Genomic DNA, 12,944 nt, shown 5'->3' on the forward strand with positions numbered 1-12,944 from the left:
CAATTTACGGCCACTAGCGTCCCACCGGACAGACTTTAATGCAGACACCACAGGCTAACCCCTTTTCACGTAGTTCAGTCCAGTTAATCCAGCATCTCCTAACATCTGTTCCTGTATTAAGGTTGATAGCCTGTATGGGACAAGCTTCACTACACTTTCTACAGCTATTAGGTGCTTGCTTCTCTAAGCAAATTTCCTCCTTTATCTCTTTACCAAAGTCCAGAGGAGCTTCTGTAACCACGCTAATCCATCTTTGTCTTGCCCCATATTCTGGGGTTAAGACAACTCCGCAGGCGCCAAGTTTCCCTAATCCTGCTGCAACGGCTATAGCCATGTGATTGAAGCAAGGCACAAAGCCAGTGTATCCTGCGTTATATTGTTCCCAGAGAATTGCGTAGCTATCAGTCTCAGGGAAGGTCATACTTCGATAGCCCTTATCCTCCGGCCACCTAACTAAGTTGTAAGCACAAGAGCCTAGCAGCTCGTTGAGGGTATCATAGTGTTTGCTGTAAATGCCGCTCGGAGTCGTCTGAAGTATCGAGTCAATTACTCTAACACCCAAAACTATGACAGACTTAACGCTGGGAAGGTAATCTTGGGGTTTATGACCCTCTGGCGCTCTCTGAAGCTCAGCACAAAAAGGGTCTGCCACTCCGAATAAGTCAAAAGAAAGGGACTCTGCCTTTTCCTTTACCTCTTCTGTCGTTAACATATTCGTTTTTACCTTCATTGGAAGACCTCTGCTCATTAAATCAAAAAGGGTGCCAGCCACCGTCACAATTTCATACGGTCACTGACACCCCATTCTTCATCACACACCTAATCCAATATGCTATTTCTAAGGCTGTATTACATCAGGTAGGATAATTATAAACCTATTTGACGTGATGTCAATACCATTTACCATTGGGGATTTGTCCTTGAACGGCGCCTCGATAGGCTCAAGACTACATTCATGAACACATTTGTTGTAAGATAATAGGGCAATGGTTGACTCAATAAAGCGGGTGGCCGTTCTCGGCTCCACCGGCTCCATTGGCCGGCAAACGCTTGATGTTATCAGGGCATTGCCACAGCGATTTCAGGTGGTCGGGCTGGCGGCGGGGAAAAACCTGGAACTGCTCGCCGAACAGGTTCAAGAGTTCAAGCCGGAATTCATCGGCTGCCCACCGGAAAATGATGACATTGATAAATTAAGAGGATTAGTTGACATAAAAAGTGATTTATTGCCCCTGGATGAGGTGGCGGCACATCCGGATGCAGACATAGCGGTCATTGCCACTTCCGGAAAGGCGGGGCTGAGGCCGACGCTGGCAGCGTTGCGGGCGGGCAAAAATATAGCGCTGGCCAATAAAGAATCGCTGGTCTCGGCGGGTGAGATTATCACCGGTGAAGCAAAGAAAAGCGGCGCCCGGATTCTGCCCGTTGACAGTGAGCACAGTGCCATATGGCAGTGTCTCAACGGTGAAAATCAAGAAGCAGCGAGGATAATTCTGACGGCGTCGGGTGGACCGTTTCGTCGGCTTTCACCAGAGCAATTGAAAGAGGTAACGGTGGCGCAGGCATTGCAGCACCCCTCGTGGAAGATGGGGAAAAAGGTGACCGTAGACTCGGCGACGCTGATGAACAAGGGGCTGGAGGTGATTGAAGCGCACTGGCTTTTCCATATGCCATACGACCGCATTGACGTGCTCATCCATCCCCAGAGCATCATTCATTCCATGGTGGAGTTCATCGATGGCTCAATCAAGGCTCAGCTGAGTTATCCGGATATGCGCCTGCCCATTCAATATGCCCTGTCCTATCCGGAACGATTTATAAATCCCCAGCTCCCCCGGATTGACTGGAGCCTGGTGAGGAGCCTGGATTTTGAACCCCCTGATTACGATAAATTCCCCTGCCTGCGACTGGCAATCGAGGCTGGGAGGTGGGGAGGGACATACCCGGCAGCGCTCTGCGCTGCCGATGAGGTAGCTGTTGAACTTTTCCTCGACGGGCGCATTCTGTTTACGGATATTGCCAGTTCCATCGAGCGGACGCTGGAGCAGCACCAGTCTATCAGTAAACCAGGCCTTGAGGAAATCGAGGCGGCGGATAACTGGGCCAGGGAGACATTGCTCAAAACGATAAGCGGAGTTAAGTAATGGAAGCGTTCATCACCGTAATTGCTTTCCTGGGAGTGCTGGTGGTGCTGATTATCGCCCACGAATTCGGGCACTATATCACTGCTAAAGCCTCGGGGGTCACGGTAGAGGAGGTCGGCATCGGTTTTCCGCCCCGACTGCTTTCGTTAAAGCGCGGTGGAACCATATACTCGCTGAATGCGATACCGCTGGGAGGCTTTGTCAAGATGGCCGGCGAAGAAGACCCCAAGGTTGCCGGAAGCCTCGCCAGCAAGAGCATCCCGGTCAGACTGCTGGCATTCAGCGCCGGTTCGCTGATGAACCTGCTATTGCCCCTGCTCCTCTTCTCGGTGGCATTTATGGTCCCACATAATATTGTCTACGGACAGGTGCAGGTCGATGAGGTATCTGCGAACTCGCCGGCGGCCAGGGCCGGCATCGTTACCGGAGACACTATCCTTGAGGTAAACGGGCAGAAAGTCAATAACATTGGCGATTTGCAGCGCCCTGTCCAGCTCAACCTGGGTCGGGAGATTGCCGTCCTCGTCGAGCATGCCGATGCCTCAACTGAGGAAGTGAGGGTAGTACCGCGCTGGCAGCCACCGGAAGGTGAAGGCGCCATTGGCGTTGCCGTGAGAATGGTTTCCCCAACGGTCGTCCGGCAGAGCTATCCCTTCTGGAGAGCGATACCGATGGGCGTGCGGGAGTGCATTGACACTTTCGTCCTCTTCAAAAACGGCATTATCGGCCTGATTATCGGCAGCGTACCCAGGATTGTCGCCGGGCCGGTGGGCATCGCACAGATAACCGGCGAGGTAGCCCAGGCGGGGCTCAGCCCGCTGCTTGAGTTCGCAGCCTTCCTGAGCATCAATCTGGCCATCATCAACCTTCTCCCCCTGCCCGCGCTGGACGGCGGGAGGATAGCGTTTGTTTTCCTGGAGTGGGTGCGACGCGGCAGGCGAGTGCCGGCCAGAATCGAGGGGATGATTCATATGGCCGGCTTTGCCTTGCTTATCACGTTTATCCTGCTCGTTACCTATCAGGATATCATCCGCATCGTCAGCGGCGAGAGCCTGCTGCCATGATAAAAAGACGCATTTCCAAGCAGATTAATATCGGCGGGGTGGCAATAGGAGGCGGTGCACCGGTTGTGGTGCAGTCGATGACCAGCACGGACACCCGCGATGTAAGGGCGACCATAAAACAGATAAGAGAGCTTGAAGAAGTCGACTGCGAGCTGGTGCGGGTGGCTGTGCCCGATGCCGAAGCCGCCCGGGCGATAATTGAAATTAAAAAAGGCATCCAAATTCCTCTCATTGCCGATATCCACTTTGACTATAGATTAGCGCTGATGGCGCTGGAGGCGGGCGTCGATGGGCTGCGCCTGAACCCGGGCAATATCGGCGAGGCGGAGAAGGTGAAGGCGGTGGCGGTGGCGGCCAAAGAGAGGAGTGTGCCCATCCGCATCGGGGTGAACGCCGGCAGCCTGCCGAAAACAAAGAATCCAGATTTAAGCGTTGCCGAGAGGATGGTCGAGGCAGCTTTAGAGCAGATACGGCTGCTGGAGAGCCTCGACTTCGACCTGATAAAGATATCGCTGAAAGCGTTTGACGTGCCGACAATGATTGAGGCCTACCAGAGCATTGCCAAGAAGATACCTTATCCATTGCACCTGGGCGTTACCGAGGCGGGCACGCCGAAGAAAGGCGTTATCCGCAGCGCGGTGGGCATCGGCACTCTGCTTTATATGGGCATCGGCGATACCATCCGCGTTTCATTGACCGCCCATCCCCGCGAGGAGGTCATCGCCGGCTACGAGATTTTGAAGAGCCTGAACCTGCGCCAGCACGGCCCGGTACTGGTCAGCTGCCCCTCCTGTGGTCGGGCGGAAGTTGATATAGTAAAATTGGCGGAAGAGGTGGAAGAGCAGCTTTTAAAGATAACCAGGCCGGTAAAGGTGGCGGTGATGGGCTGCGTGGTCAACGGCCCCGGCGAGGCCAAAGACGCCGACGTCGGCATCGCCTGCGGGAAGGGGAAAGGTGTTATCTTCAGGAAGGGAAAAAAGGTGGCGGTGGTGGAGGAAAAAGACTTCTTGAGCGCGTTGATGAGGGAAGTAGAAGGACTTTGATGCGTTTTATTAAAGAACACTGGAAGATTTTATTACCTGTAACCTTAATCTGGCTTGGCATATTGATAGGGATATGGACTACATGTAAGGACTGGGATATGCTTGCAGCCATAGGTGCGTGGGTTCTAGTTTTAGGCGTGTTTGCTGCAATTTTGCAAATAAATCAGGCGAAACGAAGCACTAATGCACAAATAGCAATGGGCTTATATAGGGAGTTACGTGATGAAAAAGCTATTCAAAAACTTCGTAATATATATACAATCGATGGAGGAAAGATTAAATATTTATCAAATCAACAGAAACAGGACGTAGATTATATTTTAGATAGACTAGACACATTAGGTAACTTAGTGATAAAAGGCATAGTTGACGATAAGTTGGCAATTGAAGCTTATGGAGGACCTCCAGCCTTAAGGTTCTGGTATGTGTTAAAAGATTATTTCAGAATGATACAGAAGCAGCGTGGTTATTACGGGGAAAATTTTGAAGCTTTTACTAGGCGTTCTCTAGAGTATTTTAAAGAAAATGATATTGAAATTAAATATTATCAAACTAGTATTGAAGATAAGGGGATACCGTTGGTGGAGACGTTAATGAAATTAATTGACGAGCAGAAGAGTGAAGCATTATGGGAAAATAAAAAGTATCCAAGAGGATTAGAAGAAATTAAGGAAGACAGAATGAAGGAACAGGCTAGAAGGCAAACCGAATCATCACAAGAGGGGAGTTCACAAGACAAACCAAACTAGATTGGAGTTTTAGCTTATGCGTCTATCACAGTTATTCGGCAAGACACAGCGGGAAATACCATCCGAGGCAGATACGGCCAGCCACCAGCTGCTGCTACGTGCTGGGATGATAATGCAGGTGGCGGCGGGGGTCTACTCCTATATGCCGCTGGGGTGGCGAGTGCTGAAAAAGATTGAGAACATCATCCGCGAGGAGATGGACCGGGCGGGGGGACAGGAACTATCAATGCCCGTGCTCCAGCCCGTTGAGCTCTGGCAGGAGACGGGGAGAGATAAATCTTTTGGCAAGGGGCTTTTCACCCTGCTCGATCGCCGGGAGCGCACCCTTGTCCTGGGGCCGACCCACGAGGAGGTGCTCACCCAGATGGTCAGCCACCACGTCCAGAGCTACCGCGACCTGCCCAAACTGCTCTACCAGATTCAGACCAAGTTCCGCGACGAGCCGAGGCCGCGCGGCGGGCTGATAAGGGTGCGCGAGTTCATCATGAAGGACCTCTACAGCTTCGACGTTGATGAAGCCGGGCTGGACGTGAGCTACCAGAAAATGATACAGGCCTACCAGAATATCTATGACCGCTGCTTCCTGCCCACGGTGCTTGTCGAGGCGGACAGCGGCGCCATCGGCGGCAAGGACTCCCACGAGTTCATGCTCATCGCCGAGACCGGCGAGGACGAGGTTATCTACTGTGATAGCTGTAAATATGCCGCCAATGCCGACAAGGCGGTCAGCGTGAAAAGAAAGATCGGGCCTGAAGAACCGCTGCCGTTGGAGGAGGTGGCCACCCCGGGCATGAAGACCATAGAGGAACTGGCCAACTTTCTGAATATGCCCAAAGACCATACCCTGAAGGCGGTATTTTACGTCGCTGATGGGCAGGTGGTCTTCGCTATGATAAGGGGCGACCTCGATGTCAACGAGGTGAAGCTGCAGCGACTGCTGAAATGCACCGATCTGCACCTGGCCACCGAGGCTGAGGTGAGTGAAGCGGGCATCGCTGCCGGCTACGCTTCGCCGATGGGCCTGAAAAACATAAAGATAGTGGCCGATGATTCGGTGACGGAGGGGATAAACTTCGTTGCCGGCGGCAACAAACCGGACACGCATATCAAGAACGTCAACTACCCGCGCGACTTCAAGGCAGACATCGTGGCCGATATCGCCCGGGCAAAGGACGGTGACGGCTGTCCCAAGTGCTCCGGTACATTGAAATCCATGCAGGGGATTGAAATCGGCCACGTTTTCAAGCTGGGCACTTTTCTCAGCACTGCACTGGGCGCCAACTTCATCGATGAAAAGGGTAACTCCCACCCGATAATCATGGGCTGCTACGGAATAGGGCTGGGAAGGCTGCTGGCTGCCGCCGTTGAGCACTACCACGACGACAAGGGCATTATATGGCCGCTTTCCATCGCGCCCTATCAGGTCTATCTCTGCCCTCTGTACCGTGAAGACGCAAATATATCGGACACTGCTGAAAAGCTATATGCCGATATGGAAAAAGCTGGCCTCGAGGTGCTCTTTGACGACCGTGAGGAGTCCCCCGGCGTCAAGTTCAACGATGCCGACCTGCTGGGAATACCGTTGCGGGTAACGGTCAGCCCGCGCACGCTGCAAAGCAACAGCGTTGAGGTGAAGTGGCGCTCCGAGAAGGAGGCCGCGCTGGTTCCCATTGATAAGGCGGTAGCCAGAGTGAAGGAACTCGTTAAAGCAAAGTGAGGTAGTACAAGATGGCGCTGATGACGCCGGAGCAGTTCGAGGAGAGCCTGAAAAAACAGAAGCCGCGCGTGTTCATGAACGGGAAAAGGGTGGCGGATGTCCTGGAGAACAGGAACACGCGCACCGTGGTGGAGGCGAACAAAGCCAGCTACGCCTGGGCCCTAGACCCCAGGTATAAAGATATCATGACCTGCTATTCGCCGCTGGTTGATGAGATTGTCAATCGCTATACCCACGTGAGCGCCAGCGTTGATGACCTTATCAAAAAGGCGGAGGCGGGGACCTTCACCGCCGAGATGCTCGGGACGTGCATCTACCGCTGCGTTGGCTACGACGCCTTTCATGCCCTGGCGAGCACCACCTGGGAGATGGACCGCGACCTCGGCACCGAATACCACCCGAGGTTTCTGGAATACCTGAAGACGGTGCAGCGTCAGGACTTGTCTGCGGCCGGCGCCCTCACCGAACCGAGGGGAGCGAGAAGTAAAAAAACACTGGACTGGTCCGACCCGTATCTTTCCTTAAAGGTGGTGGATAAAAACAAGGATGGCATCGTGGTGCGGGGGGCCAAAATCAACATCAGCGGCGCCTACGCCAGCCACGAGCTCGTGGTACTGCCCCAGGGCGCCCATGCCGAGGGTGAGGAAGACTACGCCATCGCCTTTGCCACGCCGGTGGATGCTAAAGGTATCACTTTTGTCTGCCAGTACACGCCCTATTCCGCAGAAAGAGAGCAGGCGGATGACCTTGAAGAGCTGGGTAATCCACTCTACGGCCAGCGCGAGACGTCAATGGTCGTCTTTGACAACGTCTTTGTGCCCTGGGAGCGCGTTTTTCACTGCGGCGAATATCCCTATTCCGGTAAACTGGTGGCCCGCTTTGCCCGGACGCACCGTATGACCTGCGGCGGGACGTGCAAGGTGGGCTTCATGAACCAGATTATCGGTGCATCAAGGCTGATTCAGGAATACAAAGGCCTGGAGAAAGCGGCCCACATCAACGAGCAACTGGCGGAAATGGTGGTGCTGCGGGAGACCAGTCGGGCCTGCGGCCTGGAGGCGGCGCGCCGCGGTGCAGAAGAACCTCCCGGCTCTGGCGTGTTCCTGCCCGACGAGTTGATGGGCAACGTGGCCAAGCTCAATGTCTGCAACGCTTTCTGGCGGGTGATGGCGCTGGCCGGAGATATAGGGGGAGGGCTTATTGTTACCCTGCCCTCGTTGAAGGAGCTGAAAAACCCCGAGGTCAAGAATTACGTGGAGGAGTTCTACAGCTTCGGCTCTGACGAGCCGACGGAAAACATCATGAAGGTTACAAAACTTCTGCAGAACTGGACGGCGGGGTTGCACGGCGTTGGAACCTGGCATGGCGCTGGGCCGGTGCAGACTCAGAAAATCATGCTGCAGCGGGTCATCAACTACGACCACGAGAAAGAGCTGGTCAAGCGACAATTGAAGCTCAAGGAAAAGGGCAAGAAATCAGAATCCAAAGATTAACCCCTTAAGGTGGCGCCCAGCTGCTGGCTCAGCTTCTTCAAGATTTGTTCCTGGACTTTGTTTACCTCTTCGTCGGTGAGGGTGTGGGTGGGCGACTGGTAGGTGATGCGGTAGGCGAGCGATTTCTTTCCTGCGGGCACCTGCTTCCCCGAATAGACATCAAATACGGTCACGCCTTTTACCAGTGAGAAACCTTCGATTATATCACCTATCTGCTGGTGGCTGACGCCGATATCAACAATCAAAGCAATGTCCCTGACCGTGGCCGGGAAGCGTGGTATCGACTGGAACATACGGTGCTCAGCCGTGAAGGGCAGCAGTTCAGTAACGTTGATTTCAAACAAGTAGACCGCTTCTGCAAGGTCGAAGGCTTCCATTACCTTGGGGTGCAGCTCCCCGATGACGCCGATTTCTTTATCATCAATGACAATGGCTGCCTGATGCGTTGGGTGAAAGCTTTCGTCATTACCCGGCTTGAAGCTGGCAGAAATGCCCAATTTCCCGAACAATCCCTCCAGCACAGCCTTGGCATCGAAGAAGTTCAGCGGCCCACCATCGCCGAGCCAGGATATATTGTTTCTGGACCCGCCGAGCAGGCCGCAAAGCACCTCAGGTTCATCGGGTAGCTCTTTTATTCTTGGCAGATAAATTTTGCCGAGCTCGAAAAGTCGGATACCGACTTCTTCATGTCTCCGGTTTGAGACCAGGATTGCCAGCAGATTGGCGCGCAGGTTGGGTCTTAGGTATTCCTGCTCTGCGGTCATGGGATTGGCCAGGCGGGCCGGCATCGGTTCAATCTTCTGGGTTTGAGGCTTGAGTCTGAGCAGCATTTCCAGGCTGGTGAGGGAATAGGTTATGGCTTCCTGAAAACCAAAGCCAACAAGTGTATCCCGTATCTTGCGTTCCAGGTCGAGCATGGACGCCGGACCGTGTGGCGGTATCGACTGACTCAGCATGGTCGTCGGGATTTTATCATAGCCGATAATGCGGGCGACCTCTTCAATGAGGTCAACTTCCTGTGTGATGTCGCTGCGCCAGTAGGGAGCGGTGGCTTTTATCTCGGTGCTTGAGGCACCGGGCTGGCATTCAAACCCCAGCGAGGTCAAAGTACTTATTATCTGGTCGGCGGTGAATTCCACGCCGAGGAGTTGCTTGGTCCGTTCCGTGGAGATAACGATTGGCTCCGGGTGTCGTTTTCCCGGGTAGGCATCCGCCACGCCTTTGGCAGCCTGGCCGCCACCGAGTTGCATTATCAACTGCGTGGCCCGTCTCAGCGCCGGCATGGTCAGTTCAGGGCGAATGCCCCGCTCGAAGCGCATGCAGGCTTCGCTGGGCAGAGACAGATGCTGGCCGGTATAGTGAATGCTGGCCGGGTTGAAATTGGCCGCCTCCAGCAGAATTGAGGTCGTGTCCTCGGTGACCTCACTGTTGGCACCGCCCATCACGCCGGCGATGGCTACCGCCCGCTCGGCATCGGCGATGACCAGCATGTTGCTGGAGAGCTTGCGCTCCGTGCCATCCAGACTGACAAGAATTTCACCCTCGGTGGCCCGGCGGACGATGATTTTCTTGCCTCGTATCAGCTCATAGTCGAAGGCGTGCAGGGGCTGTCCCAGCTCGAGCATAACGTAGTTGGTGACATCGACAATGTTATTAATCGGGCGCATGCCGCAGGCCAGGAGTCGCTGTTGCATCCATGGCGGGGACTCCCCGATTTTGACTCCGGTGATGAGGCTGGCGCAGTACCTGGGGCAGAGGTCGGCGTCAATGATTTCCACCGCGATGTTCTGGTCAATTGATGCGCCTGCTTCTTCGTAGGCTGCCTCATGTGCCTGGAGCTTCTGACTGGTTAATGCCGCCACCTCACTGGCGATGCCGATAACGCAGAGGCAGTCGGGCCGGTTGGGCGTTACATCCAGGTCGAGGACAGCGTCGCCGAGGTAATCGGCTAACGGTGCACCCACCGGCGCATCGGCGGGCAGAACTAAAATCTCAGTATGATTGTCCGAGATGCCGAGTTCCTTTTCCGAGCAGACCATTCCGCTCGACTCGACGCCGCGGATTTTGGCCGGCTTCAACTGGGTCATTTGTCCGGTGTGCCCGTCGATAAGCTCGGCGCCAACGCTGGCAAAAGCCACCTTATCGCCGATGTTGAGGTTCGGCGCACCGCAGACCACCGTCTGTTGCCCGGTGCCGAGGTCAACCGTGGGCAGGCGGAGGCGGTCGGCGTTGGGATGGGGATTGACCGCTGCAATCTGGCCGACCACAATATTATTCCATCTGCCGCCGATTACCTGTATCCCCTTGGCCTCAGTACCGGCCATAGTCAGCCGGTCCGCCACTTCTTCTGGCGTCAGATTGACGTCAACGAATTCCTTGAGCCACTTGAGCGGTACTTTCATCTTATCCTGTTAAAACTGTCTCAAAAATCTGAGGTCGTTACCGTAAAAAAGCCTGATGTCATCAATGCCGTAACGGAGCATGGGCAGGCGTTCGATGCCGATGCCGAAGGCGAAGCTGCTGTACGCGTCAGGGTCGATGCCGCCCCGCCGCAGCACCTCGGGATGGGTCATCCCGGCACCGAGTATTTCTATCCAGCCGCTGTGTCCGCAGAGCCGGCACCCTTTCCCGTTGCAGGTCAGACATTCTATGGCCATCTCAACACCGGGCTCAACGAAGGGGAAGAAATCGCAGCGGAAACGCACCTTTCTCTCCTCGCCGAAAAAGCGGCGGGCAAATTCGTAAAGCGTACCTTTAAGGTCGGCCATGGTGATACCCCTGTCCACGGCGACACCATCGATCTGGTGGAACATGGGAAGGTGGGTGGCATCCGTAGCTTCGTAACGATAGACCTTGCCCGGTTCGATTACCCTTATGGGTGGACTCATTTTTTCAATGACGCGTGCGGTCACCGCCGTGGTATGGGTGCGGAGGAGCATGTTGTACTCACCGCTCTCGGCCTTCGGCTCTACCCAGCAGGTCGACAAGGTATCGCGAGAAGGGTGTTCGTCGGGAATATTCAGGGCCTCAAAGTTATAGTAGTCCCACTCTACGTCCGGCCCTTCGACTATCTGAAAGCCCATGGAGGCAAAGATATCGTAAATTTCATTGAGGGTCTGTGTGATGGGGTGCAGACGACCGGTCGGCAGTGGGCGACTGGGCAGGGTGATATCAATGATTTCCCGCTGTGTTCCGGCAACCAGCTGTGTCTCTCGCAGGGCTTGTTCCTTCTCCTGCAGCCTGTTTTCCAGGTCAGCCTTGACCTGATTGGCCCGGGCACCAGCTGACTTTCTCTCTTCGAGGGGCAACGTGGCCAGGCTGCGCAGAATCTGAGTCAGGGGGCTCTTCTTGCCAAGGTAACGAACTCGCCATGATTCCAGCTCTTTAACGTCCTGTATCTTGTCCAGTTCCTGGAGCGCCTTTGTTTTCAGTTCGTCAAGCTGCTGTATCATTTTCCCGATACGGTCATTCCCTTGGTTTGGAAGGATAAATGAAGGATGGTGGCAAATGCCGATTGTTCCGTTTTGAACTTAAGCCTTCTCTCTCGCGGCGTTGACCAGATTGGTGAAAGCCTCTGGCTCTCTCGCGGCCATTTCGGCCAGCATCTTACGGTTTATGCCAATGCCGGACCTCTTCAGCAGGTTCATAAATTGACCGTACTTCAAGCCTTGGGCACGGCTGGCGGCATTAATCCGCAGAATCCACAGCTTTCTCATATCGCCTTTCCGCTCACGGCGGTGCTGGTAGGCGTAGCTCAAGGAATGCAGCATCGCCTCGTGGGCACGACGATAGAGGGTGTGCCGGGACGCCCTCTGCCCCTTGGTCATGGCGAGTATCTTTTTATGTCGGCGGTGGGTGGTAACCCCTCTTTTCACTCGTGGCAAGGAATGCCCCTCCTATCTAGCCAACCCCGTAGGGAATCAATCTTTTAATTCTGGTCCGGTCGGCGGAATGCAGCTCGATTTTACTATCGAAGAGCTGCTTTACCCGCTTGGCCTTGCGCCTTCGCAGGTGGCTCTTTGGGCCTTTGATGCGCATAATCTTTCCGTTGCTGGTGATATAGAAGCGGCTTTTCGCGCCTTTATGTGTTTTCAGCTTTGGCATCTTGAGTTTCCTTTATCTCTTCTTTGGCTTTCGCTTTGACAACCGGTGTCAGGATGATATTCATCCGTTTCCCTTCTGTAACAGGCTGCCTCTCTATGGAAGAACTATCGTCGAGTGCCTCTGTCATCCGTTGCAGCAGTTTCCAGCCCAGTTCCGGGTGTGTTATCTCACGACCCCGGAAAAGAACCGTTACCTTTACTTTATCACCGTCAGCCAGCAGTTTTCGTGCTTTCCTGGCTTTAGCCTCGAAATCATGAGTGCCAATCTTGGGTCGCAGCCGTATTTCCCTGAGCAAGGAGACTTTCTGGCTCTTTCTCATCTCCTGCTCTTTCTTTGCCTGCTGATATTTGTACTTTCCATAGTCCAGCAGGCGACATACCGGGGGGACGGCGGCCGGGGCGACTTCTACCAGGTCAAGGTCATGCTTTCGGGCGGTCTCCTGTGCCTGACTCAAGGGCATAATTCCTAACTGCTCCCCCTTCTCCCCCACAACACGAACTTCCTGAGCTCTGATCATCTGGTTGATGCGCAGTTGTTTAATTATGTCCTTATCTACCTCCTTCAAGCACGGGTATTATACGTTGAAGAACTATATCATATTATAAGTCAATAATCAAATTCAGAGAAGTA

At 54.1% G+C, this 12,944-nt stretch carries 12 protein-coding genes; 6 read left to right on the forward strand and 6 right to left on the reverse strand.

Features of this window, described 5'->3' with window-relative positions; all coding sequences use genetic code 11:
* Positions 1-13: 13 nt before the first annotated feature.
* The gene (locus tag KKD83_09425; protein MBU2536364.1) at positions 14-730 is read right to left on the reverse strand and encodes a 4Fe-4S dicluster domain-containing protein; all 717 of its coding nucleotides are present in this window, start codon (positions 728-730) and stop codon (positions 14-16) included.
* Between the two features lie 256 nt (positions 731-986).
* On the opposite strand from KKD83_09425, the gene KKD83_09430 reads away from it, so the two are divergent.
* From KKD83_09430 to KKD83_09455, 6 genes are read left to right on the forward strand one after another with little or no spacing between them, the layout of a single operon-like run.
* Complete coding sequence (locus KKD83_09430; GenBank protein ID MBU2536365.1) at positions 987-2,144, forward strand: 1-deoxy-D-xylulose-5-phosphate reductoisomerase; 1,158 nt, start codon at positions 987-989, stop codon at positions 2,142-2,144.
* A complete protein-coding gene (rseP, locus tag KKD83_09435; GenBank protein MBU2536366.1) occupies positions 2,144-3,208 on the forward strand; it encodes an RIP metalloprotease RseP in 1,065 nt (354 codons plus the stop codon). The genes KKD83_09430 and rseP overlap by 1 nt, the downstream gene beginning before the upstream one ends.
* Positions 3,205-4,251 carry a flavodoxin-dependent (E)-4-hydroxy-3-methylbut-2-enyl-diphosphate synthase gene (ispG, locus tag KKD83_09440; protein ID MBU2536367.1) on the forward strand — a complete coding sequence of 349 codons (1,047 nt, stop codon included), beginning with the start codon at positions 3,205-3,207 and terminating at the stop codon, positions 4,249-4,251. Before rseP ends, ispG begins: the two co-directional genes overlap by 4 nt.
* Positions 4,251-5,000, forward strand: coding sequence for a hypothetical protein (locus tag KKD83_09445; GenBank protein MBU2536368.1), 750 nt, complete (start codon positions 4,251-4,253; stop codon positions 4,998-5,000). Before ispG ends, KKD83_09445 begins: the two co-directional genes overlap by 1 nt.
* A 16-nt stretch (positions 5,001-5,016) precedes the next feature.
* Positions 5,017-6,717: a proline--tRNA ligase gene (locus KKD83_09450; protein MBU2536369.1), complete on the forward strand. Its 1,701-nt coding sequence runs from the start codon at positions 5,017-5,019 to the stop codon at positions 6,715-6,717.
* Between the two features lie 11 nt (positions 6,718-6,728).
* Positions 6,729-8,210 (forward strand): aromatic ring hydroxylase, encoded by a 1,482-nt coding sequence (locus tag KKD83_09455; protein MBU2536370.1) that lies wholly within the window; start codon positions 6,729-6,731, stop codon positions 8,208-8,210.
* Here the strand turns inward: KKD83_09455 and pheT are convergent.
* From pheT to infC, 5 genes are all read right to left on the reverse strand, one after another.
* Positions 8,207-10,612: a phenylalanine--tRNA ligase subunit beta gene (gene pheT, locus KKD83_09460; protein ID MBU2536371.1), complete on the reverse strand. Its 2,406-nt coding sequence runs from the start codon at positions 10,610-10,612 to the stop codon at positions 8,207-8,209. The two genes, KKD83_09455 and pheT, sit on opposite strands and share 4 nt — an antisense overlap.
* 9 nt (positions 10,613-10,621) lie before the next feature.
* Positions 10,622-11,662 carry a phenylalanine--tRNA ligase subunit alpha gene (gene pheS / locus KKD83_09465; GenBank protein MBU2536372.1) on the reverse strand — a complete coding sequence of 347 codons (1,041 nt, stop codon included), beginning with the start codon at positions 11,660-11,662 and terminating at the stop codon, positions 10,622-10,624.
* Positions 11,663-11,740: 78 nt separating this feature from the next.
* Positions 11,741-12,094: a 50S ribosomal protein L20 gene (rplT, locus tag KKD83_09470; GenBank protein MBU2536373.1), complete on the reverse strand. Its 354-nt coding sequence runs from the start codon at positions 12,092-12,094 to the stop codon at positions 11,741-11,743.
* Between the two features lie 16 nt (positions 12,095-12,110).
* On the reverse strand, positions 12,111-12,314 hold the full coding sequence (gene rpmI / locus KKD83_09475) for a 50S ribosomal protein L35 (protein ID MBU2536374.1): 204 nt from the start codon (positions 12,312-12,314) through the stop codon (positions 12,111-12,113).
* On the reverse strand, positions 12,292-12,831 hold the full coding sequence (infC, locus tag KKD83_09480; protein MBU2536375.1) for a translation initiation factor IF-3: 540 nt from the start codon (positions 12,829-12,831) through the stop codon (positions 12,292-12,294). Before infC ends, rpmI begins: the two co-directional genes overlap by 23 nt.
* Between the last annotated feature and the right edge of the window lie 113 nt (positions 12,832-12,944).

Source organism: Chloroflexota bacterium, from assembly GCA_018829775.1.
Lineage (GTDB): Bacteria > Chloroflexota > Dehalococcoidia > Dehalococcoidales > RBG-16-60-22 > E44-bin89.

What these genes read in the sequence shown, in the direction of transcription:
- KKD83_09430 (MBU2536365.1), top strand. Translation starts at nt 987, where the DNA reads ATGGTTGACTCAATAAAGCGGGTGGCCGTTCTCGGCTCCACCGGCTCC.
- pheT (MBU2536371.1), bottom strand. Translation starts at nt 10,612, where the DNA reads ATGAAAGTACCGCTCAAGTGGCTCAAGGAATTCGTTGACGTCAATCTG.
- rseP (MBU2536366.1), top strand. Translation starts at nt 2,144, where the DNA reads ATGGAAGCGTTCATCACCGTAATTGCTTTCCTGGGAGTGCTGGTGGTG.
- KKD83_09450 (MBU2536369.1), top strand. Translation starts at nt 5,017, where the DNA reads ATGCGTCTATCACAGTTATTCGGCAAGACACAGCGGGAAATACCATCC.
- KKD83_09455 (MBU2536370.1), top strand. Translation starts at nt 6,729, where the DNA reads ATGGCGCTGATGACGCCGGAGCAGTTCGAGGAGAGCCTGAAAAAACAG.
- pheS (MBU2536372.1), bottom strand. Translation starts at nt 11,662, where the DNA reads ATGATACAGCAGCTTGACGAACTGAAAACAAAGGCGCTCCAGGAACTG.
- ispG (MBU2536367.1), top strand. Translation starts at nt 3,205, where the DNA reads ATGATAAAAAGACGCATTTCCAAGCAGATTAATATCGGCGGGGTGGCA.
- KKD83_09445 (MBU2536368.1), top strand. Translation starts at nt 4,251, where the DNA reads ATGCGTTTTATTAAAGAACACTGGAAGATTTTATTACCTGTAACCTTA.
- KKD83_09425 (MBU2536364.1), bottom strand. Translation starts at nt 730, where the DNA reads ATGAAGGTAAAAACGAATATGTTAACGACAGAAGAGGTAAAGGAAAAG.
- rpmI (MBU2536374.1), bottom strand. Translation starts at nt 12,314, where the DNA reads ATGCCAAAGCTGAAAACACATAAAGGCGCGAAAAGCCGCTTCTATATC.
- infC (MBU2536375.1), bottom strand. Translation starts at nt 12,831, where the DNA reads ATGATCAGAGCTCAGGAAGTTCGTGTTGTGGGGGAGAAGGGGGAGCAG.